Here is a 24,688-nt window from a genome sequence, read left to right as displayed (position 1 = left end):
CCGTGACCGACGCAGCATGGGCTCCGATCTTCGATGCCCCCGGTACAGTGGGACGAGCAATTCGAACGCCCAAGACCGCCGAGCTCGTCGCACGCAAGCTCCGCCGCATGATCGTCGACGGCGAGCTCAAGGACGGCGACCACCTGCCCCACGAAGCCGAGCTAATGGAGCACTTCTCCGTGAGTCGGCCTACGCTCCGTGAAGCCGTCCGTGTGCTCGAAGCCGAACGCCTCGTCGAGGTCCGCCGCGGTTCCCGCACCGGCGCCCGCGTGTGTGTGCCCGGCCCAGAAGTGGTCGCGCGACCAGCGTCGCTGCTGCTGGAACTTTCAGGCGCCACCGTCGCGGACGTGTACGTCGCCCGCGAAGCCATCGAACCCGCCGCCGCGCGGCTGCTCGCCGAACAGGGCACCGAAGAAGCCTTCGACGAGCTCGAACGCATAGTGGACGAAGCTATTCCGTCATCCTATGCGGCGGGTACCTTCGGTCAGACTGCCGCTAGGTTCCATCTCCGCATGGTCCAGCTGTCAGGGAACGCGACGCTCGCACTGATCGCGGGAATGCTGCATGAGATCTACGAGCGGCACACCACCAATGTCACGCGAGAACGCAGCGAAAGCGACGTAGAAAAATATGACGCGAACTACAAGCTGTTCGTCCGGTCCCAACGGAAGCTGATCAAGCTGCTGCGCGCCCGCGACGGCGCAGGCGCGTTCACACACTGGCAGAAACATATGATCGTAGCGCAGGAAATGGTGCTCGCAGGCAGGGAAGGCACACAGGTCCGCGACATTCTCGATTGAAGTGCGGCTCGAACCCGAACGCTTCGCCGACCAGAGCTTGTACACGCGATCATCCCCACTTCCCGAAAACGTCCGGGCGCTCGCGGGAAGCTGGGGAGAGTGCGGCAACGTCCGTCGACGTCAGCTGGACGCGCGCGCCAACAGCTCGCGGGCTTCCTGGCTGCCGTCGAGGACGCGCGCAGTACGGCGCTTGATCTTCCATTTCCCGTCGATGCGGGCGAGGTCGAAGCGATTGGCGGTCACGCGCCACACCCGGTAGGACTCGGAATCGAGGTTGCGACGCAGCAGCAGCGAGTGGCACGTCGCGGCTGCGGTGTCGCCGTCGACCCGGATGTGAACGGGGTCGAGGAGGTGGCCGCAGCCTTCGTTGATGTAGTCCTGGTGAGGGCGGGTTCGCACCATCTCGGTGATCGCGTCGCGGCCTTCCATCACCCGGATGTCGATGTCGTAGACGGCATCCTCCGCCCAGAGCTCTCCGACGGCATCTGCGTCACCGGCATCCACGGCGGGACCGTAGGCAGTCAGCACCTCCTGGATCGCAGCTCTGTCCTCGAGGAGCTGAACGCGCTCCAGCAGTGAGGCCACCAGTTCTGCAGTGTCGGTCATATCGCTCCGTCCTGACTGTGCGGGCACATCGCAATGCGCGATGCGAGGGCGGATCCCGTTCTACCCGTCGCCGGCGGACGGTGTGGCGTACGTCCCGTTCAACGGAAAAGCGCGAGCGTCGTCGCATTACCGCCTGGGACTGTTCGAGCCAGCACATCCGGCCAGATGCGTAAGCCACCTCTTCGACTCCCCAGCTCCAGGAAGGTTTCCTCATGGGCCACACGTTGGACAGAATCATGCAACACGCGGACGAGATCCGCGCCGAAGGCGCGGTCGGCGACACCCTCATGCGCCTGCCCGACATTTCTGCGAAGCGCCTGCGCGAATCCGGCGTCATCCGAATGTTCCAGCCCGAGGAGTACGGCGGTCAGGAAGCGCACCCGCGCGAGTTCGCCGAGACCGTGATGGCCATCGGCAACCTCGACGGCGCGACCGGCTGGGTCGCAGGCATCGTCGGTGTCCACCCGTGGGAACTCACGTTCTTCGACACCCGTGCCCAGGAGGAGATCTGGGGCGAGGACGCCGACATGTGGATGGCGTCGCCGTACGCGCCGATGGGTGTCGCGGTGCCGGTCGACGGTGGTTATGTACTCAACGGTCGCTGGGCGTTCTCGTCGGGTACCGATCACTGTGGCTGGATCATGATCGGCGCTGCCGTCGGAGACGAGGACGGCAACCGCACCGACAAGGTCCTGCACGTGCTGCTGCCGCGTTCCGACTACGACATCGATCCCGACAGCTGGGACGTCATCGGCCTGCGAGGCACCGGTTCGAAGGACCTGATCGTCGAGAACGCCTTCATCCCCGAGTACCGCACGATCGACGCCGACATCGTGCTCAGCGGCAACGGCTGGCGCCATGCGGGCCGCGACGAGACGCTGTACAAGTTCCCGTTCTCGTACATCTTTCCGCTCGGTATCACGTCGTCGCTGATCGGAATGACGGAAGGCGCACTGGCCTGCTATGTCGCGGCTCAGAAGGAACGCGTCCAGGTCACCGGAATCCCGATCAAAGAAGACCCGTACGTGCTGTACGCGGTCAGTGAGGCCGCGGCGGAGATCGACGCCGCACGCATCACGCTGCTCGAAACCGTCGACCGGTTCTGGGACAAGACGGACCGCGGCGAAGAGATCAGCTTCGAGGAGCGCGCCATCGGTCGCCGCACCCAGATCTCCTCGGCGTGGCGTGCGGTACGCGCGATGGACGAGATCTTCGCCCGAGCCGGAGGTGCCGCCGTGCACCGCAAGACACCGATGCAGCGGTTCTGGCGCGACGCGCACGTCGGCCTCACTCACGCCATCCACGTACCCGGCCTGATCTATCACTCGGCCGCCCTCACCCAACTCGGCGGCGAACCGCAAGGCGCCTACCGCGCAATGATCTGATCTCCCTTCACTTTCGAGGAAGTTGACAATGACTGAACTGAGAGGTCTCGGTTACCTCCGCATTCAGACGCAGGACGTGCCGCGCTGGCGGGAACTGCTCATCGACGGCCTGGGTATGGCGGTGGGGTCAGGCCCTGACCCCACCGCGCTGTACGCGCGGGTCGACGAGCGGCGTGCTCGCATCGCGGTGCTGCCCGGCGATTCGGACAAGGCGCTGGCCGTCGGCTGGGAGGTGCGCGACGAGTTCGCACTCCAGCGGGTACGTGAAACCGTCGAGAAGTCCGGACGCGCGGTGGAGGTGTTGTCACGGAAGGAAGCAACCCATCTCGACGCGGAGGCCGCGATCGCATTCGAGGACCCGGCCGGAACCCGACTCGAGGTGTTCTACGGTCCGGTGCTCGACCACAGCCCCGTCGTGACGCCCTTCGCCGGACGCTGGGTCACGGGCGGACTCGGCCTCGGTCACGTGGTGCTGCCGGCCACGAACTTCGACGAGACATACGAGTTCTACACCCAGGTGCTGGGGTTCCTGCCGCGCGGCTCGATCCGACTCGACGAGGAGGGCGTGAGCCGGGTGCGATTCCTCGGCATCAACGAGCGGCACCACGCTCTCGCTCTGTGTCCGGCACCCCCGACGGAAGAGCCCGGTCTGGTGCACCTGATGACCGAGGTCGACAGCCTCGACGCGGTGGGTCAGGCGCTCGATCGCGTCAACGGCATGGATTTCTCGATCTCGTCGACGTTGGGCCGGCACACCAACGACAAGATGATCTCGTTCTACGTCCGCGCACCGGGCGGCTGGGATCTCGAGTTCGGCACCGAGGGCATGCTCGTCGACGAGCGTCATTACACGTCGGAGGAGATCACCGCCGACGCCTATTGGGGCCACGATCAGACCGGGTCGGAGCCGTTGAAGGCATTCATCCCGGCGGGCTGATACCAGGCACACACGGGCAGGTACACCCTCGACAGGGGTGTGTCTGCCCGTTTTCGTTCGCGGATCTGTCGTCGCATCTTCCCATTCGGCTGCCACGGCGCTAGATTCGTCGGTACGCCTTCATTGATCAATCGATCAATCCTCTTCGAATCAGCCCCGAAGGAGATCCTCGTGACCACCGCACTCGACGGCCCACACAGTGTCATGGGCCGAGTCACCGCCCTGCTCGAACCGTTCCGCGACGCCGAGGGCCTCACCCTCTCCGAACTCGCCCGACGCACCGGCTTCCCCCGCTCGTCGGCACATCGGTTTGCTGCTCCAGCTGGTGAAGGTGGACTTGGTCCGACGTAACGGAACCACCTACCACCTCGGACCCAAACTGGTCGAACTCGGCGCACTCGCAGTTGCGCACGATCGAGTCCACCGGGCCACACTTCCGGCGATGTACGACCTGCGCCGCGACACCGGACTCGTCGCACACCTCGCCGTCCTCGAAGGCGACAGCCTGCTCTACCTCGAGAAGATCGGCGGACGCTGGTCCACGAGTCTGCACACCCGCACGGGTGAAAGGAGATCCGCCGCAGAGACAGTCGAAGGCGCGGCCGCGCTCGCCTTCTGCGAGGGCAACGACGGCATCGCCGTGGGTAGCGGCAACATCCGTTGCGTTGCAGCCGCGTTCGATGCAGGGCACGGCGAGATCGCGGTACTGTCCCTGACCGGCCCACGCGAGCATGTCCCGGACGACGTCGGTCGACGCGTCCACGCGGCGGCCCACGCCGTGGCAGCACAGATAGCCGCATCCAGCCACTCCTGACCAGCAACATCATTGCGATTCGGTCGAATTCTCTTCACTCGGGAAGGGGATGCTGATACAGTTCTGCCGTATTGATTGATCGCTTGATCAATGGAGGTTTCGTGAGAAACAGTGACGACTCTCCCCCTGCAGTCATCGATCGGGTGGCGGACATCCTCGACGAATTCCGAGGCGGCGGGCATCTCACCCTGTCCGAACTGTCCGGACGCACCGGCCTGCCGCGTTCGTCGGTCCACCGACTCCTCACCCAACTGGTCGACGCAGGATGGGTACGCCGAGAGGCACGCACCTACGCATTGGGACGCAGCATGTTCGAGTGGGGTGCACTCGCACAGCACCACGACGAACTCCACCGCGCCGCGCACCCAGTCCTGCATGAACTACATTCGGCCACAGGGCTGGTCGCGCATCTGGCCGTCCTCGACGGCCACAATGTGAGGTATCTCGACAAAGTCGGACGCGAGTCGGTTCCGCTTCCGTCCCGCATCGGCGGCCGCCAACCCGCATACCGCACAGCGCTGGGCAAGGCCCTGATCGCGCACACACGACTCGACCCTGCGAGCCCCGACCGACTGCCCGCCGCCGAGTCCGCGCGACTGCGCGGTGAGATCGCCCAGATCCGTGAACGACACATCGCTCAGGAGCGCGAAGAATCGATGCGGGGTGTCGCGTGCATTGCGGCTCCGATCGGCAACGGCCGCACGTGTATCGGCGCACTGTCGGTCACGGGCAACGTCGACACCGTGGACGTCGTCCAGTTCGCCACCCCGGTCCGTGTCGCGGCACGAGCCGTGTGGAACGCCCTGTCACAACACGATCCGAGACCGCGCGGGGTGAATCAGCGCACCAGCGCCTGACCTCCGTCGGCAGCCAGCGTGTGCCCAGTGATGTATCGCGACGCGTCGCTGCACAGGAACACCACCGCCGGCCCGATGTCCGTTTCCGGATCACCCAACCGTCCCAGTGGCACTGTCGCGAGATACCCCTGTGCGGCCTCAGGCTCGAGACGGAACCACTCCTCCATCGTGTCGGAATTTGCCAGCGGCAGAATTGCGTTGACGCGAATTCCGTCCCGCGCCCACTCGCACGCAGCGGTCCGTGTCAACACGCGCACCGCCTCCTTTGCTGCGGCATATGCCCCGGTACCCGACGGATCCCACCGGATCCCCGCCGCCGAGCCGAGATTGACGATCCGCCCGTGCCCGCTCAGGTGCGGGTGGCATGCCCGCATCATCCGCCACGTCGCCGTCGGCCCCGACTCCATCGCACCGCGGTAGGTCGCCTCGTCTACATCCAGCAGAAGCCCGTGTGCGGGAGCCATCGCGTTGTTCACCAGCACGGTGAGCCCACCGAACTCCCCCACCACCGCCGAGACGAGCCCGTCGACCGCGACACCGTCCGTCACATCGCAGACGAATGGCTCTGCCCGGCCCCCTCGCGCAACGATCTCGTCGGCGACGGCCGTGATCGTCGCCGACGTGCGGCCGACCACCGCGACATCCGCCCCGGCGGCCGCGAGGGCCAGCGCGCGCGCGATCCCTCTACCTATACCGTTGCCTTCTGGTGAGCAAACGTGAACATGCTCTGTTTGCTTCGCCATCAGGCAGCCTCACCTTCCGATGAGACAGTCCCGGTCTCACCCAGCGACTGCTGGTGCCGGGTTGACGCTTCATCGCCTGCTGCGTTGACCACTTCCGTAGTCGCGGACTCCCGCGTGGCTCCACGTCCGTCTCCACCCGAAACGGTGGCGGCCAGGCTACTCCCGGTACCGGTCCCCGTTGCACCCGTGCGCTGGGTCTCGCCGAGGCGGGCGAGGTTGATCGCGGCATTACGATCACGGTCGATCGTCAGGCCGCAGCGGTCGCACACATACGTTCGGTCCGCGAGGGTCAGGTTTGGTTTTCGCCTGCCACATCCCGAACACGTCTTGCTGGAGGGAAAGTACCGGTGGGCCTCCACCAGCACCGAGCCGTACCACGTGGTTTTGTACGACAGCATGCGGCGGATCTGCGCCAACGCCGCGTCGGACAGGGCCAGGTTCAGGCCCTTCTTCCGACTGCCACCTGCCGAACGCATCCCGGAGGCGTTCAATGTCTCCACCGTGATCACTTCATGCCGCTGCGCCAACTCGGTGGTGGCCTTGTACAGCACATCGCGGCGCACCGCCGCCGCGTGCGCGTGGGTGCGGCCGACCCGGCGTTGCTGCCGCACCCACCGCTTCGACGGTTTCCGCTTCGTCTTGGTCGACGGGTCGTACGGGCCTACCTGGCGGGCGTGGCGACGTTGCAACGCCCGCAGCCGGTCCTGGGCGGCGGTCAGGGACTTCGGGGCCGGAACCCGATCGAGTTCGCGTCCGTCCGGTGTCGCAACGACGATCAGCGAGTCGGCCTTCACGCGGACGTCGACACCGACCACCGGCTCACCGGCCCCGATGTGGCCGGGTACCGCGACCGCGCGGTGCACGAGGACCTGAAAGGCGACGTGCCACCGTCCGGCCGAATCCTCACTCAGGGTGGCGGACAGGATCCGGGCGGTGCCTGCCTCGAGGCGGCGGGCGAGTTTGCGGGTGGATTCGCAGGTGTGGATCCGCCCCAACCTCGGGAGGGTGACGTGATGCCGGTCGGTCTCGACTCGGATGGCGCCGGTGGTGAATCGCACCGACCGGCGGGACCGGGCGGACTTGAAGCGAGGGAACCCAATCGTCTTCCCGGCCCGCTTGCCTTTACGGGATTTCGACCACGCGTCGAGGCCGCGAGCGAGCGCGTCCAACCCGGAGTTGTATGCCTCCTTCGAGTTCTCCGCCCACCACGGCGCCACCAGGTCCTTGCGGGCGTTCCACTCCTTGCGCAGACCCGGCAGCGACCATCCCAATGTTGGTGTCAATTCGTCCTCGGCGATGCCGTAGGTGCGTTCGGCCTGCCGCTGGTTCATGACCGCTTTCACGGCGGCGAGCATCGTGTTGTGCGCCTTACGGGCACCGCCGGCATGCGAGCGGAACGCCCGCGCCTGCGCCGGGGTCGGGTCGAGCGCGAATTTGTAGGCCTGCGCGGTCCATCCGTCCGGGATCTCGAACCGAGCCATCACACGACCTCCGGCTCAGGTACGTCCTGTGTGGTGGCAGTGACCGGCCGCATCGCACAAGTGCGCGCATGGCTGTGGCGGTAGAACCGGGGACACCTCGAGGTCGGATCCTCGAGGAGGTCCCGCACCGGATCGTGTTGCTGGCCATGGTTGCCCGCCACGATCCGGCGGTCCTGCGCAGATAGGACCGCCGTCGGATGCAGGGCTCCGAGCCGGGCCGGACGGTTGCGGTACGTCACGAGGATCATGCTCGCAGAGGGGTCCGACATGTAGCCTGTGGGTGCGCCCACTCGGCCGGCTTCACACGCATTGTGAACACATTCGAGCATGTTTGCTCACATTTGCTCACAGAATGTCGAGCAGTTCGTAACCCTGACCTGCGCCGGTGACGATCGCGGTCTCCCCCGCCAGCACTGCGGTGGTCGCATGGAACGTGGTCACTGATACTCCTGAGGCGAGAAGGGGTCCCATTGATCAATTGATCAATGGGATGTGGCACACTATGGACCGGGCACACCGGTGCCACTCGGCAGAAAGGGTGCAATGGATCCGCAGGAACGCCGGAGGCAGATCCTGGATCGGTCTGCCGAGATATTCGCTCGAAAGGGCATCAACGCCACCACTATCCGCGACATCGCCGCGGCGGTGGGTGTCCATTCCGGAGCGCTCTACCACTACTTCCCGTCAAAGGAAGCGATCGTCACCGAGCTCATCCGCGAGTACATCGACGACATCTCGGGGCGCTGCCGCGAGGTCGTCGCGCGTTCGCTGTCACCCATCGAACGCCTCGAGGCACTCGCCGAGATCGCCCTGGACTCCAACGTGCAGTACCACGGAGCCACATCGATCTGGCGCCGAGAAGGCAACTACATGCGCGAGCGCCTCGAGGCAGCCGGCATGGCCGATATCGCCGACGAGATGCAACACGCGTGGCGTCGCACCATCGCCGACGGTGTCGCCGAGGGCACTCTCCGCGCCGACATCGATCCCGGCATCCTCCAAGAACTGCTCTACGACGTCCTGTGGCAGGCGACACGGTGGCACCCCGGCGAACCGGGCGAACCCATGACCGAACTCGCCCACACGATCATCACCGTGTTCGTCGACGGGATGCGCAACCGCAACGAGTGACGCCGTCCCGCCCCGATGCGGGCGGGACGGCGCCGTCGTCACCCCTTGCCGGCCAGGTTCTCCTCGACCTCCCTGTGCCACGACTCGCGGGCACGGGTGGTATCGACCTCGAACTCGAAGCGCTGCGTCATATCGGGCGTGACGTCCTCGACGTCGACGTAGAACTGCTGATACCAGCGACGCAGCTGATACACCGGGCCGTCCTCCTCGGTGAGGAGCGGATTCTCGATGCGCGACTTGTGTTCCCAGATCTCGATGTCCTGCTTGAACTGCTCCTCGAGGCCATCGGTGAACAGGGTCGCCATCTCTGCGGACTGTTCGTCGGACATACCTTCGACCTTCTTGACGATGGTGCCGAACTGGAGCACGAACGAGTTCGTCGTCACCGGGTAGTGACAGTTGATGAGTTTCGACTCGATGGTCGTTCCGTCGGCCACGGTGTAGAGCGTATCGAGCATGAAGGACGGGCCGTAGTAAAACGCATCCGAGATCGTCTGGGCCTCAGGGAGATCCATCTGAACACCGGTCTTGATGTCGTCGCGGCCGTACGAGCGCATGTGCTGACCTGCCACATGTCCCTCGAAGACGTTCTTGAAGAACTCGGGCATCTGGAAGTGCACATAGAAGAAGTGCGCCATGTCGACGACGTTGTCGACGATCTCCCGACAGTGCGACCCCTCGACGTGGATGGTCGTCCACGTCCACTCGCTCCACTGGCCGTCCTCGTAGCCGTCGATCTCGGGAATGGTCACGTTCTCCGGCGGTGTCGTCCCCTGAGGGCAGTGCCAGACGAAGAGAACTCCGTTGCGTTCCATCGTGATCCACGACTTCGTGCGGGCAACCTTCGGCGTGCGTCGAGCGTACGGAATCGCTTCACACCTACCCGCGCCGTTCCACCGCCAATCGTGGAACGGGCAGGCGATGGTGTCGCCCTTGATCTCGCCGCGCGCAAGATTGCCGCCCATGTGCCGGCAGTAGGCATCCAGGACGTGGAGTTCGCCCTTCGTGTCGGCGAAGACGACCAGAGTGGTACCGAACACCTCGATCTGGTGCGGCTTTCCGTCGCGGAAGTTCTCGGCAAGGCCGATGCAGTGCCACCCGCGCGCGAAGCGAGTGGGGTTGTTGCCGGCTTCGATATTGCGGATCTCGATGCGATCCTGCTCGATGGTCATTGGAGTCCTCCAGGGCTGAGTGGGATTGAACGCAAGCAGCAGTCACCGCGCGGCGGTGGCGTGTTCCTCGGACGGCAGGGATTCGTCGGACAGCAGGGATTCCTGGGACGGGAGAGGCCTCACGTGCGGTTCGACACGCATGGTCTGAGGAATTCTCCCCTCTGCGACAGCCACGTCGACCGTGTGGTCGAGTGCCCCGCAGCGCAGGAGATACGCGGCGGGGTCGAGCTCACGCGCGGCGGCGAGCTCGTGACACGCACCTTCGGATGATCCGGTCCACTGGATACTCGTATGCGCGGGGCTGTATTTCGCGACGAGCACGCAGGTGCCACAGGCGTGGCAAGCGAGCGACTGCATTCTGGCCGTTTCCCTTCGTCGGATGACTCGACAGTAGGAAGCACCTGTGGCGGCAACCACAATGTTTCAGCCCAGCGGGACGTCGGCCGGCATCAGTCCCCCGCGAGCACACCTTCGAGGACTCGACGCAGCACCTGGTCGAACATGTCTCCGGGAACGTGGTCGACATCAGCGGGCGTCAACACTGCCGCGAGAAAAGGGTGACTGCCCTGCTCCGCAATTTTGTGTAGGTACGCGACCTGCGCGATGAGGCGGCCCTGCCGGGATTCGCCCCCACTCACCTCGGCGCGAGCGAACTGCTGGACAAGCGCATTCAGCACCGCAATCGTCTGCATCTTCACGTTGCCCGGCACATCGACGGATGCCATTGCACGGAGGGCGTATTCGAGAAAGTCGATGGTGCGTGGTCCGACACGCATCGACTCGACCGGGAGGTCGAGCAGCCACGGATACTTCACGTGGACGCTCTTCGCACGCCTGGCCAGTGCGATGAGGTCGTCGATCGCTTCACCTCGCAGGGGAACCTCGAGGTCGATCTCGCCGACCGTGGCATCGACCATGATGTCGAAGATGTCGTCCGCGCCGGAGACGTACCGATATACCGCCGACTGGCTGACGCCGAGCTTCTGGGCGATCCGGCGGGTGGAGACGGACGGCAGACCGCCTTCCGACGCGAGCTCCATCGCGGCGGCGGCAAATTCGTCCCTGCTGTGCGACGGTGCCGGGCCGCGCGTACCGTCGGTACGGTCCCAGACGATCGTCTGCGTCTTCTTCGCCACTCGATGCCCTTCCGCTCGTCGCCGTTCTGCCCTATCCTAAACTGAGTTCACTGAACGCAGTTTAGGAGGTTCGAGATGTCGGCCGACAGATCATGGGGGCCACGACGATGGGCGCAGAACGGGTCGGTGCGCATCGCGTTCGACCAGTTCAAGCCCGAGCACGACGGAGACCCGCTCCTGGTCGCGACCGGATTGGGCGTCAACCGCGAGTCGATGCCCGACGGGTTCGTCCGGGAACTCGCGAAGCAGGGATTCGCTGTTGTGCGATACGACCAGCGGGACGGAGGGGAGTCGACCCACTTTCCGCCGACGCCCACACGAAACCCGATCACTGCGTTAGTGGGCAAACGCGGTGAGGCCTACACCGCCGAAGACATGGCAGACGACGCCGTAGCGGTCCTCGACGAACTCGGCTGGGACTCGGCCCACGTGCTCGGGGTCTCGCTCGGGGGCGCGGTCGCCCAGCGCGTCGCACTCAGGCATCCTCAGCGCGTCCGGTCGCTCACCACGGTCGCGGCTGTCCCCGGCGATGTCACGGGGCTGCGCACACTCCGCTTCATCCGGATGGGCACACTCGGCAAATTCGCGAGGCTGAAGTTCCCCGACACGCGCGAGGGCGCGATCGAGGCTGGGCTTGCCGTTGCGAAACTTCTGTCGTCTCCCCGTGTCGACTTCGACGAGGATTCAGTGCGAGCAACGCTCGAAGGCAATCCCGACAGCGGCGTCCACGACCAGGAATCACAGAGCCGACAGATCGGCGCACAGTGGAGCGGCCCGACGATCGACAAGATCGCCTGTCCCACGCTGATCGTCCACGGCAAGGACGACCCTCTGATCAAACCCGAAGCCGCCCTTGCCATCGCGTCGAGAATTCCCGGTGCCCGCACGCTCCTGCTACCCGCGGTCGGACACGACCTGCCCGAGCATGCCTGGTCTCCCCTCGCTGGCGCGATCCGCGAACTCGCCGACACGCCCACGACACCTTCTCTACATCGTCCTCCAACGGTCGAGTAAGCGCCGGCGCATGGGATAAGGTCGGGCCGCTGAACCAGGAAAGGTGCAGTACCTGGACACGGGGGATCGGATGCCGCACGCACAGCACTTCACGATGGGATTGTGGGTGCCATACCTGGCGTTCGTCACGGCCGCGGTCGGTTGCTACGTCGGATTGTGCTGCGTCCAGCAATCCAGGAAGTACTTGACGCCTGCCGCCGGTGTCTGCTGGCTCATGATGGCAGCCCTGTCGATCGGCGGAGTCGGCATCTGGCTCATGCATTTCATCGGCATGTCGGGCTTCTCCGTGCCGACCTCCCCGGTCCGCTACGACCTCGGTGCCACCCTGTTCTCGGTGGTGCTTGCCGTCGGGGCGACCCTGTTCGGACTGTTGATCTCGGACGCTCGCCTCTCCGCCGCCCGTCGACTCCCCCGCTCTGTGTCGCTGACCGTGGGCGGGATAGTGATGGGAACGGCCATCGTTCTCATGCACTACAGCGGCATGGCCGCGATCAGGATCCGGGGCACCATCGACCACGACCCGAGGATGGTGGCCGTGTCTGCGGCCATCGGCATCGTCGGGTCGGTGGCCGCGATGTGGATGTTCGACGTGCCTGGAAAACTTCATGTGCGCGTGGCGTCGTCTCTGTTGCTGGCCTGCGGCGTGGTGGCGCTGCACTACACCGGCATGGTCGGAATGAGTGCGCACGTCGACCTCGATGCGTCGGCACCCGAAGGTATGACGGTGCCGTCGCTGTTGTTCCCGGCGTTCGGTATCGGCATCGTTCTGCTTGCGGTGCCGATAGTGGCACTTCTGCTCGCCCCCGAGAGCGACCGCGAGCTAGACGATCGGGGGCAGCTGAACGACCTGTCCCGCGTAGGCAAGGCCGGCACCGAAGCCGACCAGTAACGCGGTGTCTCCCGGCTTGGAGACGCCGGACCGGAGAAGCTCCTCCATTGCCATCGGGATCGACGCGGCGCTCGTGTTGCCGGTCTCGCCGATGTCGCGCGCCACCGCGACGTTCTCGGGCAGATGTAGTCCCTTGATGAGCGCGTCGGTGATGCGGCTGTTGGCCTGATGCGGGACGAAGGCATCGAGGTCGGCGGCTTGTACGCCGGACTTCTCCAGCGCGTCGGTGCACGCCTTCCCCAGGAAACTCACCACCCAGCGGAATACCGCCGACCCGTTCATCCGGATGTACGGACGCACGGCCGGAGCACCGCCTGCGGCAGCTTCGTCGACCTCGTCGAAGTACGTCATGAAGTCCTTGTCCTGCTTGATGGCGTCGGTCTGGCTTCCGTCCGAGCCCCAGGCGACCGGGCCGATTCCCTCCGACTCGGACGGACCGACCACAGCCGCGCCGGCGCCGTCCGCGAAGATGAACGCGCAGGTCCGGTCGGTCGGCTCGAGCAGATCGGACAACCGTTCCACCCCGATGACCAGTACATTCCTGGCCTGCCCGGCACGAACGAGGGCCGCGGCGTTACCGAGTGCGTAGCAGAAGCCCGCGCAGCCGGCCGAGATGTCATAGGCGGCGGTGTCTTCCATACCCAATTCCGTGGCCACCACAGCACCCGCGGACGGCCCCAGCACCATGAGCGACGACGTGGCGAGCACGACCGCATCGATCTGCTCGGCCTCCAGACCGGCCGCGGCGAGCGCGTCGCGGGACGCGGCGACACTCATCGAGACGATCGATTCATCCTCGTCGGCCCACCGTCGCGAGGAGATGCCGGATCGTGTCTTGATCCATTCGTCGGAGGAATCGATCTGGTCGACGATCTCGGCATTGGGTACGACGCGACGTGGTCGGTACACCCCCAAACCCAACAGAGCAGCGTGGGTGACGGGTGCGGCGGTGGCGATCTGAGCGGGCATGACTTCCTCTCCACATGAACCAGGTGGTTCACCCTCGTATTCAATTGTGTGCAGTGGACCGGCTGCAGGCACCCCGACAATGCCTGCAGCCCGAGTCCGGGGCTCATTTTGTTTCGGGAAGGTTCACGTTGTCACCTTTGAGTCCAGCTTCTCCGGCGACACGCGGAGAGATGAAGACGATCACCAAGAGTGTTCTTCACCTGCCATCGTGTATTCGCCCTGTTCGAGACGTTCGACCAATTCGCGCGTCCACTCGATGGCGCTGTCGGTGGTCTTCGCCCAATACCTGATGGCCTCGACGTGGTGCTGCCAATCCGCGTCGGGATTGCGCTCGTACTCGCCGACGACCCGCTGACGCTTGACCGCCAACGCATCGAGCCGCATGCGAAGCAGATCGAGCACCCGCTCGCGCGGCAACACGGACATCAGTCCGATGCCCGCGATGATCTCTGCGGGGTCCTCCCCCGAACTGAGCGCATTCTCGAGAAGCGCGTGGAACTCCTTCTCACCTTCTGCTGTGATCGAGTATTCGGTCCGGGCCGGACCGGCAGCGGGAGACTCGGATGCTACTTCCTGCAGGAGCCCCTGGTCTCGAAGACGTTTGAGACCGTGGTAGACCGAGCCCTGTCTGAGACTCCCCCACAGGTCCACACTCCAACTCTCGAGGTCGCGCATCACCTGATATCCGTGCGCGGTTGTGCGCCCACGAACCGCTCCGAGGAGGAGCAGCCTGGTGGCAGTCACTGGGGAGCCCTTCCGTCGCGAGGTGGTGACGACAACTCTAGTACACCTTGACTAGTTGCCAGAATGGCCTACCCTCGAGGGCAGTAGTCAAGCTGTACTAGCCCCCTCATGGGAGGACTTCACTTGCATCTCGTCATTGCCGGGGCCTCAGGCGCAACAGGCCGATTACTCATCGACAACGCCGTGGCAGCCGGTCACACGATCACCGCTCTGGTGCGCCCGGGAAGCACGTTCGACGCACCGAACGGTGTGCGCATGCTCGAAGCCCAGGTCACCACCGACCGCGAGCTGACACTCCCCGACAGCACCGACGCCGTGATCTCGACACTCGGCAAGAGGTCGTACGACGACACCGATCCGGTGTGCACCGCAGGCACCGAGAATCTGCTGGCGGCGATGCAGCGTCAGGGCATCCACCGGATCGTCACGGTATCGGCGTCGCCCGTACTACGATCCGGCGCCGGTGAACCGTGGTGGTTCCGCCGCACGGTCCGCCCGATGGTCCGCCGGAAGGGCCCGAACATCTACGCGGACCTCGAAGCAATGGAAGAGGTGCTGCGCTCGGCGAGTTCGTTCTGCGACTGGACGATCCTGCGTCCCGGCTACCTCGTCGACAAACCGGCCCGCGGCCACCGCCTGGTACCCCAGGCGAATTCGATCGCCAGCGTGCACCGCGCAGATCTGGCCGGAGCGCTGTTGGAGGTCGTGCAGAACCCGGACACCTGCAGGCGCGCGTACGGCGTCGCGCCTCACTCGAGCAAGGAGAGAGCATGAGCGTCGCAACAACCGACACGAGCAGGTGGCTGCGCATCGGATTTCTCGGTGACGGCCTGTTCAAGGTGGTCCTTGCCGTTACCTACTCGGCGGCGGTGGCGCCGATCGCCAACACACTGAACATGAGTGTCGCGACCATTGTCATCGCCGCGGCCATGCTGCTCCTCAGTGGCATCGCAGAGGTCGTCTTCGCCCTCCGCTCGGCAGCCCCGTCGCACACCAAGTACCTCATCGGCTACGACAGCGGCTGGATCGTCGTCACCTTGGTTGTTCTGGCGATGATGACATCAGGGGGCGCGTTCTGGTTCGGCTACCAGGCAGTCGCGTCGGCCGTGCTGGCGATTGCGTTCATGGTCGGCTCGGCGCGCGCGGATCGGGCGACATAGGCGTCCGAAATGCTGGTTGGTGCCGAACTTTTCGGTACACCAACCAGCATTTCGGGCATGAACTGCAATGAGCCCCATGTTACCGAATCGGGTGGATGGCTACCGGGGCTGCGAGCTCGGTATCGGAGCTGCTAGCTTGCGGGGGTGCCATACCTCGGATTGATCATCACCTTGCTGTGGCTGGGCTGCCTCGTCGACGTGATCTGCTCCGATGAGGAACGCGTCCGCCACCTGCCCAAACTGTTGTGGCTGATGATCGTACTTCTGCTTCCGCTGGCGGGGTCCGTGCTCTGGCTGGTCCTCGGCCGGCCTCAGGGGGTTGTCGAGATCCTGATGTCGAAGTCTGCCGCCGAATACCCGCGACCCACCCGTCCCGTTGTCGATCCCGAGCACGACGACGACTTCCAGCGCCGATTCCGGGCGCGCGTCGAAGAGCAGCGACGGGTCGCGCAAGAGCAACGTCAGCGTGAAGAAGGCAACGAGAACGCCGGTTGACCGTCGGGGTCAGCTCAGTACGCGCCCTCACTCGCGAGGACGGCCTTGACAGTCTTCCCGATGATCAGCACATCGGAGATCATCGACCAGTTCTCCACATACGACAGATCGAGCCGCACCGACTCGTCCCACGACAGATCCGAACGGCCACTGACCTGCCACAGACCCGTCACACCGGGACGCACCAACAAACGACGCTTGACGCGACCGTCGTAATTCTCCACCTCACGACGCAACGGCGGACGCGGACCGACCACACTCATCTCACCGCGCAACACATTGATGAACTGCGGCAACTCGTCGATGCTGTACCGGCGCAGCACCTTGCCCACCCGCGTCACGCGCGGATCGTCGCGCATCTTGAACAGCAGGCCGGCGCCCTCGTTCTGCACCAGCAACGACTCGACCATCGCGTCGGCCTTCGTGACCATCGACCGGAACTTGATCATCCCGAACGGCTCACCGTCGAGACCGATCCGCTCGGCCTTGTAGAACACCGGCCCCTTGTTGTCGAGCTTGATCAGCACCGCGACCACCGCGAACACCGGCGCCAGCACAAGCAACGCCAACGACGAGAACACCAGATCGAACACGCGCTTACCGCTGCGCTTCGCCCCGTGATAGCTCGGCTTCTCCACGTGGATCAACGGCAGACCCGCCACCGGCCGCATCTCCAGGCGCGGCCCCGCGACATCGACGACACCGGTCGCGACGACGAGATCCGCGTCCAGCGGCTCGAGCTGCCACACGAGATCCTTGATGCCCTCGGGCCCCAGCGTCTCGGTCGCCGTCACCGCTACCGTATCGGCACCGGACGCCACCAGCGCTTCGGCGATGGAATACTCGTCACCGAAGATCGGCACGTCGCGCCCGTCGACATCGACGGCCTCCCCGACCACACCCGAATACTTGGGAACGCATACTCCGACCACGCGAAATCCGTCGGTGAACTTGCGCTCGAAGGTGCTTCCCAGGTGACGCACCGCCCGCGCACCACCGACGACCAGAACCGACGTGGCGAACTCTCCCCGGCGACGCTTACGCGCCACCACCTTTCGCCACAACCAGCGGCTGATCAGCAACCCGAACAGCCCGACGGGCAGCGCAATCGCCAGATATCCTCGCGCCAGTTCCATGTTGAATACCAACGCCACGATCGCGATGAATCCGAACAACCAGAGCGTCGCCGAGACGATCCGCTGGTATTCGTCGTATCCGGCACCGATCACACGGCGCGATCGTGTGCGGAACATCCGCAGGCTCACCAGCCACGCTGCAGCGAGGCCGACGGAGATCAGCGTGTAGTTGAGCGCATCGATCTGCGCAGCGAGCAGATTCTCGTGCCCGAACCGCACGATGTGCGCGAGAACAACGGAGAGGACCACGATGACGGTGTCCGTCCAGAAGAGGCGCCGCACGTATGCGGACTGCCACGTCCAGCGGGTGGCCGTGCCGCTCTGACGCGCCGAAGACGTCAGTGCAGAATCACGCTCCAGTTTGTCGATCGTGGTCATCCTTCATCCCTCATATATATGTCTCCCCTCAGAGACATTTGTGTCCTCCCCGTCACCCACCGCGCGAGGTAAGCCGACTGCGGATACGCGCACGTCCCTCGAAGGTGCGGTATCGCGGTAGCTGCGCTGCTCTCACCTCGCGGCGTACGGCGGTCCGATGTCACTTGCGCAACATCGCCACCTCGAATATCTCACAGCAAACTCTCAGCGTTACTTAATCTAAGAATCAGTGTGAAATGTTCGCCCTATTGCCCGCATCGACGAGCCGTATGAGCCGGAGGCTCCCGCGGCCACCATTGACTAAATACCCCCTAGGGGTATGGTGTGGGAATGGCCGAGTACACGTGTCCGATGCATCCGGAGATCCGGCAGCAGGGGCCGGGCTCATGCCCGATCTGCGGCATGGCCCTCGAACCCGTGATGGTGACGGCCGAGTCCGGCCCGAGCCCCGAGCTCGCCGACATGACGAAGCGGTTCTGGATCGCACTCATCCTCTCCGTACCGGTGTTCGTCCTCGAGATGGGCTCGCACCTGATCCCCGCGCTCCACGACGTCGTACCGCCCAGGGTGTCGACGTGGATCCAATTCGTCCTCGCCACCCCGGTCGTGTTGTGGGCCGGATGGCCCTTCTTCGTCCGCGGCCGGAATTCGATACGCACCCGGTCTCTCAACATGTTCACGCTCATCGCGATGGGCACCGGTGTCGCCTGGGCGTACAGCGTGGTCGCGACATTCGCGCCCGGCATCTTCCCCGACGAGTTCCGTCAGATGGACGGCTCCGTCGCCGTGTACTTCGAGGCCGCCGCGGTGATCACGACGCTGGTGCTGCTCGGCCAGGTCCTCGAACTCCGCGCACGTGAGCAGACGTCCGGCGCGATCAGGTCGCTGCTCGATCTCGCACCGAAAACCGGCCGACGGATCGACGACGACGGAACCGAACACGACATCCCCCTCGACCACGTACACATCGGAGATCGCCTACGGGTACGCCCCGGCGAGAAGGTCCCGGTGGACGGTGCCGTCGAGGACGGCCGCTCGTCCGTCGACGAAGCATTGGTGACGGGCGAATCGATGCCGATCGCCAAGCAGACCGGCGATCACGTCATCGGCGGCACGGTCAACGGCAGCGGCAGCCTCGTGATGCGCGCCGAGCAGGTCGGCAGCGACACGGTGCTCTCCCGGATCGTCGCGATGGTCGCCGAGGCGCAGCGCACGCGCGCACCGATCCAGCGCCTCGCCGACCTCGTCGCCTCGTGGTTCGTCCCCGCCGTCATCGCCGTCGCCGTGATCGCGTTCCTCGTGTGGGCGCTCGTCGGTCCGTCGCCGTCGCTCACATACGCGTTGGTGGTCGCGGTGTCGGTGCTGATCATCGCGTGCCCGTGCGCCCTGGGACTGGCGACTCCGATGTCGATCATGGTCGGTGTGGGACGCGGCGCCGGGCTCGGGGTGCTCATCAAGAATGCCGAGGCACTCGAGCGCATGGAGAAGGTCGACACCCTGGTCGTCGACAAGACCGGCACCCTCACCGAGGGCAGGCCCACGGTCATCGAGATCGTCGCGGCCGACGGTTACACCGACGAACAGGTCCTGCGCCTCGCGGCGGGCGTCGAACGCGGTTCCGAGCATCCTCTCGCGATCGCGATCGTCGATGCTGCCGGACATGCGGGCATCACTGTCCCCGAGGTCGCCGACTTCGATTCCCCGGTGGGCCGCGGAGTGGTCGGTGTGGTCGAGGGTCGGCGCGTGATCATCGGTAACGCGTCGTACCTGCAGGACGAAAGTGTCGCCACGCAGGCACTGCGCGAGCAGGCCGACGATTTGCGCCGCGACGGCGCCACCGCGATATACGTCGGTGTCGACACATCGGTGGCCGGGGTGTTGGCGATCGCCGACCCCGTCAAGGAGACCACCCCGACCGCGCTCGAGGAACTGCGCACCGACGGCATCACCGTCGTCATGCTCACCGGCGACAACCGCACCACCGCCGAGGCCGTGGGCCGCCGCCTCGGCATCGACCGGGTCGAAGCCGAGGTCCTTCCCGACGGGAAGAGCGACGTGGTCCAGCGACTCCGCGGCGAGGGCCGAGTGGTCGCCATGGCCGGCGACGGCGTGAACGACGCACCCGCGCTCGCCGCCGCCGACGTCGGCATCGCGATGAGCACCGGTACCGACGTCGCGATCGAGAGTGCGGGCATCACCCTGCTCCACGGCGACCTCACCGGCATCGCACGGGCACGCGCGCTGTCGGAGGCGACGATGAGCAACATCCGCCAGAACCTCGTGTTCGCGTTCGTCTACAACGCGGCCGGTATTCCGCTCGCCGCCGGAGTCCTCTATCCGGCGTTCGGGATCCTGCTCTCTCCCATCGTTGCGGCCGCTGCGATGGCGCTGTCGTCGGTGAGCGTCATCGGCAACGCGCTGCGCCTGCGTGCAAAGAAATTCTGACGGGTCATCCCTGGATGGCGTCGCGCAGTTCGGCGGCGAGGTCGTCGGTGGCGGCGACGATTCCGCTCCACCGCTTGGTGAGGTCGGTGCCGAACACGATGGGACGGTCGTACGCGTCGATCACAGCACCGCCGGAGGCCTCGACCTGGACGACTGCCGCCGCAATGTCCATCAAGCGGTGGGTGTCGCTGCCGGCGTCGACGAACGCATCAGTGGATCCGGTCGCGACGAACACCGACTCGAGGGTGCTGCAACTGAGAATGCGGATGCGAGTGGCCTGCTCCGCGACACGCCACCACGAATCGCGGTTGCGTTCGTGCGGGCGGAGCATCGAGACCGCGGCCGACGACAATGACGTGCATCCGCTGGTCCGGAACGCGGACCGGCTGCGCGACGCCCACCAGGTCTCTCCGGTGTGCAGCCAGGTGGTCGACGCCTCGGTGAACTCACCGTCCATCACCACAGCAGCACTGAAGCATGCCAAAGGGATTCCCGCGGCGGCATTGGCGGAACCGTCCACCGGGTCGACGACGAGGGTGATGGCCGAGCCGACGTCGACCCAGCCGCGTTCCTCCGACAGCACATTCGCACCCGCTGCCGTTGCGGCAGCGATGATGGCATCTTCGACGAGGACATCGATGAACATCGTCGGCGTGCCGTCGGCACCTTCCTTCGCGATCGACTTCAGCTTCTCCCGCGAGTATTTCGCGATGGCGTCGCGGTAGGCGGTGAGGGCGGCATCGGACGCCGCGGTGAGTATGCGTCCGGCAGCGGTGGTCGCGGATTCGGTGAGGTTCATGCAGTTACTCCAGATAGTATGTAGCAGAACAGATCAGGACACGACCTTGCGGACCCAGATAGCCAGGCCCTCCACGACCATGACCACCACGAAGATCATCAGCACGATCATGGTGACCACGTCGAACTGCATGACGCGGGCCGCATTCATCAGGTAGAAGCCCAATCCTCCTGCGCCGACGACACCGAGCAGTGTGGCGGCGCGGATATTGGTATCGAGCTGATAGAACAGGTGCGCGATGATCGCGGGCCCCGATTGGCGGACCGTCGCGGCGATGAGGACCTGCATGCGTGTCGCGCCACCTGCCACCACCGCCTGCTGAACGCGGATGTCCGTTTCCTCGACGGAGTCGGCGATCAGTTTGCTGAGCAGCCCGATTGCGCCCACCGACAGAGCGATCGCACCCGCTGTGGCACCGAGACCGGTCACGACGATCACGATGATCGCCAGGATCAGATCCGGGATACCGCGGACGATCACGATGAAGACCCGGAACCCCTTCGCAATACCCGGAGTGGGTGCGACGTTACGGGCCGCGAGCAGTCCGACGGGGATCGCGACGATCAGGCCGATCAGGGTGGCTGCGAGGGCGATCTGCAGCGTGACGATCAGTTGCTTCCACAGTTCGTCACCGATGCCGCCGGTGTCCGGAGGGAAGAACAGCGAGAGCGTGTTCCACATCGAACCGAAACCCTCTGCCATACGGGACAAGTCGAGGTTCGCTGCCCACGTCGACACCAACAGGGCCAGCACGAACAACGCGACGTAGGCGGTGTGAGCGATGCGCTCACCCGTCCACGGAGGGCTGATGCGGTACCGGCCGTCGGAGGTGCGCAGTGCCGTCGGAGCCTGCGCGCTGCCGGGTTCACTATCGACCCAGCCGTTCCGAGCGCCCGAGACCCGTTCGCGTAGACGAGAGAACAGACTCCGGCGCGCGGGGGCCTTGTCTCCGAGCACCATTCGCCGCAGGGAACCGGAGATCAATTCGACGATGACACACAGCGCGACGATGAACAGCGCCAGCGCCATGCCGCGCTGATAGTTCATGGTGCGCAGCGCAGCCGACAGTTCGAGGCCGATGCCGCTCACACCGACGTAGCCGAGAATGACGGAGGCGCGCAGGTTGATGTCGAACCGGTGCAGGGCCGTGGCGACGACCGCGGGCATGATCTGCGGCAACACACCGCCGGTGATCTGCTGCCACCACGTCGCACCGGCCGCGCGCAGGGCGTCGCGCGGGCCGGGGTCGGAGTCTTCGATCGCGTCGGCGTACAGCTTTCCTACCATGCCGATCGAGTGGATTCCGAGGGCGAGGATACCGCCGATCGCGCCGAGACCGAACAGGCGCAGGAACAGGATCGCCAGCACCAGTTCGGGAATGGCTCGGGTGACGACGATGATGGCGCGGGCCGGCATTCGCAGAGCTGCGGCAGGTGCGGTGTTGCGGGCCGCACCGAGCGCGACAGGGATGCTCAGCACCACGGCCAGCACGGTGGCGAGCAGCACGATGCCCAGGGTCTGGCCGGTCATCGCGGCCAGTTCGCCGATGGGCGGGAAGTCGAGCGGGAAGATACGCGCCAGGAAATCGGTTGCGTTGCCGATACTGTCGATGATCGTGGCGACGTTGATCTTCAGAGATGCGATCGACCACAACGCCGCCGCGAACAGCCCGAACAGGATGACCTGCACACTGATCGCCTGCCAGGTGGGGCGCGGGAGAGTCTTGACGGGCGGCGGCGCGGTGATCGTCATCGGTTCGCGATACTCCCCACAGATACGACCGGGTCGACGGCCGTGTAGATGCTCATGGTCTCGCTCCGGTCGATCACCGACACCGGCTTGTCGAGTACGACCTGCCCGTGTCGCAGGCCAACGAGGCGGTGCCCCCATGACAGTGCGAGATCGACCTGGTGCAGGCTGCACACCACCGTCAGGTCGTCTTCGGACGCGATCTGCGAGATCAGCGCCATCACCTGGGCCGACGACTCCGGATCGAGCGATGCGACGGGTTCGTCGGCGAGGAGTATCTTCGGTTTCTGGATGAGCGCACGCGCCACCGCGACACGCTGCTGCTGGCCACCGGAGAGGGTGTCTGCGCGCTGGAACGGACGGTCGGCGAGACCGACGCGGTCGAGCTGTTCCATGGCGGCGAGACGCACCGACTTCGGATACATCATGAGACCGAAGCGGGGCCCACGCAGCGAGCCCAGGGCACCGGAACACACGTTCTCGAGTACCGACATGTTGCCCACGAGGTGGAACTGCTGGAACACGAAGCCCACCTTGCGGCGCAGCTCCCGCAGTTCACGGCCACGGGCGGCTCCCACGTCGTGTCCGAGGACCCGCACCGTACCCGAGGTGGGCAGGTGCAGGCCGTTGAGCAGCCGCAGCAGCGTCGACTTTCCCGAACCCGACAAGCCCAGCAGCGCAACGACTTCACCGGGGTGCACCGTCAGTGACACGTTGTCGAGCGCCCGGAGTGCCGGGTCGAATACCTTGCTGACGTGGTCGAGTTCGATGGTCGGTCGGAGAATCCTGTCGATGGATGCGCCGAGGCGTGCATGGTCGGGGTCGGTCATATCGGTACTCCAGGGGTTCGAGAGATCGGGTCAGCTCGCGCAGGACGGGGACCGCGTGACTTCGCAGACCTTGCGGACGCCGTCGTAGAAGTCATCGGTGACGGGGATGTATCCGTACTCGGTGCTCTCGGGGAGCTCGCACTCCTCTTCGGATGCGCAGTAGCCGGCCTCCACGAGCGCCGGACGGTTGAGCTTGGTCGCGAAGATGTCGGTGAGCTGGTCGATGAGATCCTGCGGCAGCGTGGTCAGCACAGCAGAGGGGCTGGCCGCGATCATCTCCGACTCCCAGATCACGTCGAGGTCGCCTTCCGCGAGATCACCCTTGTCGACGAGGGTTTCGGTGACCATGGTGTCGAATGCGAATCCGGCATCGCACTGGCCGCTCTTGACAGCGAGAGCGGATGCGTCGTGGCCGCCGGCGAAGACCGGGGTGACGTCCGTCGCGGGGTCGATCCCGGCCTCGAGCAGACCGGCCGACGGGTAGAGGTAACCGGAAGTGGAGGTGGGGTCGACGAAGCACACCGTCCTGCCCCGGAAGTCCTCGAGTGAGCGGATGTCGGATCCCGCGGGCACGATCGCGTAGGACTGGTAGCCGGGCTCCTCGTCGGCGCTGTCGGCGAACACGCCGAGCGGTGTCACCGGCACGCCGCTGTCCTTCGCCGTGGCGTAGGAGAACGGACCGTAATGACCGATGTGCACCTTGCCGGCTCGCTGGGCCTCGATGACGGCCGCGTAGTCGGTGGCGTTCTGGAACTCGACCGGGATACCGGTCTCATCCTCGATGACCTGCTGAACCAGCGCGAACTCCTGCTGCAGGCTTGTGCTGTCCTCACTCGGGATGGAGGCCAGCACCAGGGTCTCGGGTGCACCTTCGTCGGCGGATGCGCCGGCCGAGGTGTCTTCGTCGGCGCTCGAGCCGCACGCGGACAGAGCCAGCGCTGCTGCGGCGGCCATGGCAATCCCTACCAGGGATCGGGGACGAGAGGTACGCATGAAGAAAAGCTCCTTGTCGAATCCG

General features: G+C 65.3%; 26 protein-coding genes. 13 read left to right on the top strand and 13 right to left on the bottom strand.

Annotated features, from left to right (window positions below):
* Positions 1–2 precede the first annotated feature (2 nt).
* A complete protein-coding gene (locus Q7514_RS06465) occupies positions 3–800 on the top strand; it encodes a FadR/GntR family transcriptional regulator (protein ID WP_330132419.1) in 798 nt (265 codons plus the stop codon).
* 120 nt (positions 801–920) lie between these two features.
* Here Q7514_RS06465 and Q7514_RS06460 read toward each other — a convergent pair whose 3' ends face one another.
* Entirely contained in the window at positions 921–1,406 is a 486-nt protein-coding gene (locus tag Q7514_RS06460; RefSeq protein WP_330132418.1) for a nuclear transport factor 2 family protein, read from the bottom strand.
* 212 nt (positions 1,407–1,618) lie between these two features.
* Between Q7514_RS06460 and Q7514_RS06455 the strand changes: the two genes are divergently transcribed.
* The 5 genes from Q7514_RS06455 to Q7514_RS06435 all read left to right on the top strand — a co-directional run bounded on the left by Q7514_RS06455 (position 1,619) and on the right by Q7514_RS06435 (position 5,399).
* Positions 1,619–2,791, top strand: a complete 1,173-nt coding sequence (locus Q7514_RS06455; protein ID WP_330132417.1) for an acyl-CoA dehydrogenase family protein — start codon at positions 1,619–1,621, stop codon at positions 2,789–2,791.
* A gap of 28 nt (positions 2,792–2,819) precedes the next feature.
* Positions 2,820–3,728: a biphenyl-2,3-diol 1,2-dioxygenase gene (gene bphC / locus Q7514_RS06450; protein ID WP_330132416.1), complete on the top strand. Its 909-nt coding sequence runs from the start codon at positions 2,820–2,822 to the stop codon at positions 3,726–3,728.
* A gap of 171 nt (positions 3,729–3,899) precedes the next feature.
* Positions 3,900–4,079 carry a helix-turn-helix domain-containing protein gene (locus Q7514_RS06445; protein ID WP_330132415.1) on the top strand — a complete coding sequence of 60 codons (180 nt, stop codon included), beginning with the start codon at positions 3,900–3,902 and terminating at the stop codon, positions 4,077–4,079.
* Positions 4,066–4,542, top strand: coding sequence for an IclR family transcriptional regulator domain-containing protein (locus Q7514_RS06440; RefSeq protein WP_330132414.1), 477 nt, complete (start codon positions 4,066–4,068; stop codon positions 4,540–4,542). The genes Q7514_RS06445 and Q7514_RS06440 overlap by 14 nt, the downstream gene beginning before the upstream one ends.
* A gap of 101 nt (positions 4,543–4,643) precedes the next feature.
* Positions 4,644–5,399, top strand: coding sequence for an IclR family transcriptional regulator (locus Q7514_RS06435; protein ID WP_330132413.1), 756 nt, complete (start codon positions 4,644–4,646; stop codon positions 5,397–5,399).
* Here the strand turns inward: Q7514_RS06435 and Q7514_RS06430 are convergent.
* Both Q7514_RS06430 and tnpB read right to left on the bottom strand, forming a co-directional pair.
* Positions 5,381–6,142 (bottom strand): SDR family NAD(P)-dependent oxidoreductase, encoded by a 762-nt coding sequence (locus Q7514_RS06430; protein ID WP_330132412.1) that lies wholly within the window; start codon positions 6,140–6,142, stop codon positions 5,381–5,383. The genes Q7514_RS06435 and Q7514_RS06430 overlap by 19 nt on opposite strands.
* The gene (tnpB, locus tag Q7514_RS06425; RefSeq protein ID WP_330132411.1) at positions 6,142–7,623 is read right to left on the bottom strand and encodes an IS607 family element RNA-guided endonuclease TnpB; all 1,482 of its coding nucleotides are present in this window, start codon (positions 7,621–7,623) and stop codon (positions 6,142–6,144) included. The genes Q7514_RS06430 and tnpB overlap by 1 nt, the downstream gene beginning before the upstream one ends.
* Before the next feature lie 543 nt (positions 7,624–8,166).
* Between tnpB and Q7514_RS06420 the strand changes: the two genes are divergently transcribed.
* Positions 8,167–8,754, top strand: coding sequence for a TetR/AcrR family transcriptional regulator (locus tag Q7514_RS06420; protein WP_330132410.1), 588 nt, complete (start codon positions 8,167–8,169; stop codon positions 8,752–8,754).
* Positions 8,755–8,792: 38 nt separating this feature from the next.
* Here the strand turns inward: Q7514_RS06420 and Q7514_RS06415 are convergent, their stop codons facing one another.
* From Q7514_RS06415 to Q7514_RS06405, 3 genes are all read right to left on the bottom strand, one after another.
* Positions 8,793–9,926 (bottom strand): Rieske 2Fe-2S domain-containing protein, encoded by a 1,134-nt coding sequence (locus tag Q7514_RS06415; RefSeq protein ID WP_330132409.1) that lies wholly within the window; start codon positions 9,924–9,926, stop codon positions 8,793–8,795.
* 42 nt (positions 9,927–9,968) lie between these two features.
* Complete coding sequence (locus Q7514_RS06410; RefSeq protein WP_330132408.1) at positions 9,969–10,283, bottom strand: hypothetical protein; 315 nt, start codon at positions 10,281–10,283, stop codon at positions 9,969–9,971.
* A gap of 92 nt (positions 10,284–10,375) precedes the next feature.
* Positions 10,376–11,062: a TetR/AcrR family transcriptional regulator gene (locus Q7514_RS06405; protein WP_330132407.1), complete on the bottom strand. Its 687-nt coding sequence runs from the start codon at positions 11,060–11,062 to the stop codon at positions 10,376–10,378.
* 75 nt (positions 11,063–11,137) lie between these two features.
* Between Q7514_RS06405 and Q7514_RS06400 the strand changes: the two genes are divergently transcribed.
* Positions 11,138–12,076, top strand: coding sequence for an alpha/beta fold hydrolase (locus Q7514_RS06400; RefSeq protein WP_330132406.1), 939 nt, complete (start codon positions 11,138–11,140; stop codon positions 12,074–12,076).
* Between the two features lie 70 nt (positions 12,077–12,146).
* Positions 12,147–12,965 carry an MHYT domain-containing protein gene (locus tag Q7514_RS06395; RefSeq protein ID WP_330132405.1) on the top strand — a complete coding sequence of 273 codons (819 nt, stop codon included), beginning with the start codon at positions 12,147–12,149 and terminating at the stop codon, positions 12,963–12,965.
* On the opposite strand, the gene Q7514_RS06390 is transcribed toward Q7514_RS06395, so the two are convergent.
* Together Q7514_RS06390 and Q7514_RS06385 are read right to left on the bottom strand one after the other, a co-directional pair.
* A complete protein-coding gene (locus Q7514_RS06390; RefSeq protein ID WP_330132404.1) occupies positions 12,897–13,934 on the bottom strand; it encodes a beta-ketoacyl-ACP synthase III in 1,038 nt (345 codons plus the stop codon). The two genes, Q7514_RS06395 and Q7514_RS06390, sit on opposite strands and share 69 nt — an antisense overlap.
* 180 nt (positions 13,935–14,114) lie before the next feature.
* Positions 14,115–14,678 (bottom strand): PadR family transcriptional regulator, encoded by a 564-nt coding sequence (locus tag Q7514_RS06385; protein ID WP_330132403.1) that lies wholly within the window; start codon positions 14,676–14,678, stop codon positions 14,115–14,117.
* A 108-nt stretch (positions 14,679–14,786) separates the two neighbouring features.
* Between Q7514_RS06385 and Q7514_RS06380 the strand changes: the two genes are divergently transcribed.
* From Q7514_RS06380 to Q7514_RS06370, 3 genes are all read left to right on the top strand, one after another.
* Positions 14,787–15,452, top strand: a complete 666-nt coding sequence (locus tag Q7514_RS06380; RefSeq protein WP_330132402.1) for an NAD(P)-dependent oxidoreductase — start codon at positions 14,787–14,789, stop codon at positions 15,450–15,452.
* Entirely contained in the window at positions 15,449–15,838 is a 390-nt protein-coding gene (locus Q7514_RS06375; RefSeq protein WP_330132401.1) for a hypothetical protein, read from the top strand. Before Q7514_RS06380 ends, Q7514_RS06375 begins: the two co-directional genes overlap by 4 nt.
* 144 nt (positions 15,839–15,982) lie before the next feature.
* A complete protein-coding gene (locus Q7514_RS06370; RefSeq protein WP_132473454.1) occupies positions 15,983–16,333 on the top strand; it encodes a PLDc N-terminal domain-containing protein in 351 nt (116 codons plus the stop codon).
* A gap of 14 nt (positions 16,334–16,347) precedes the next feature.
* Here Q7514_RS06370 and Q7514_RS06365 read toward each other — a convergent pair whose 3' ends face one another.
* A complete protein-coding gene (locus tag Q7514_RS06365) occupies positions 16,348–17,847 on the bottom strand; it encodes a sugar transferase (protein WP_330132400.1) in 1,500 nt (499 codons plus the stop codon).
* Positions 17,848–18,177: 330 nt separating this feature from the next.
* Between Q7514_RS06365 and Q7514_RS06360 the strand changes: the two genes are divergently transcribed.
* On the top strand, positions 18,178–20,292 hold the full coding sequence (locus Q7514_RS06360; protein ID WP_330132399.1) for a copper-translocating P-type ATPase: 2,115 nt from the start codon (positions 18,178–18,180) through the stop codon (positions 20,290–20,292).
* Positions 20,293–20,296: 4 nt separating this feature from the next.
* Here the strand turns inward: Q7514_RS06360 and Q7514_RS06355 are convergent, their stop codons facing one another.
* From Q7514_RS06355 to Q7514_RS06340, 4 genes are read right to left on the bottom strand one after another with little or no spacing between them, the layout of a single operon-like run.
* Positions 20,297–21,091, bottom strand: a complete 795-nt coding sequence (locus Q7514_RS06355; RefSeq protein ID WP_330132398.1) for an inositol monophosphatase family protein — start codon at positions 21,089–21,091, stop codon at positions 20,297–20,299.
* Positions 21,092–21,124: 33 nt separating this feature from the next.
* Complete coding sequence (phnE, locus tag Q7514_RS06350; protein ID WP_330132397.1) at positions 21,125–22,843, bottom strand: phosphonate ABC transporter, permease protein PhnE; 1,719 nt, start codon at positions 22,841–22,843, stop codon at positions 21,125–21,127.
* Positions 22,840–23,670, bottom strand: a complete 831-nt coding sequence (gene phnC, locus Q7514_RS06345) for a phosphonate ABC transporter ATP-binding protein (RefSeq protein WP_330132396.1) — start codon at positions 23,668–23,670, stop codon at positions 22,840–22,842. The genes phnE and phnC overlap by 4 nt, the downstream gene beginning before the upstream one ends.
* A 30-nt stretch (positions 23,671–23,700) precedes the next feature.
* Positions 23,701–24,663, bottom strand: a complete 963-nt coding sequence (locus Q7514_RS06340) for a phosphate/phosphite/phosphonate ABC transporter substrate-binding protein (protein ID WP_330132395.1) — start codon at positions 24,661–24,663, stop codon at positions 23,701–23,703.
* Between the last annotated feature and the right edge of the window lie 25 nt (positions 24,664–24,688).

The sequence above is a fragment of the Rhodococcus artemisiae genome (assembly GCF_036327795.1).
Taxonomy (GTDB): domain Bacteria; phylum Actinomycetota; class Actinomycetes; order Mycobacteriales; family Mycobacteriaceae; genus Rhodococcus; species Rhodococcus artemisiae.
Note: the sequence above shows the minus strand (reverse complement) of the source record. Positions and strands in the feature narration are given on the sequence as shown.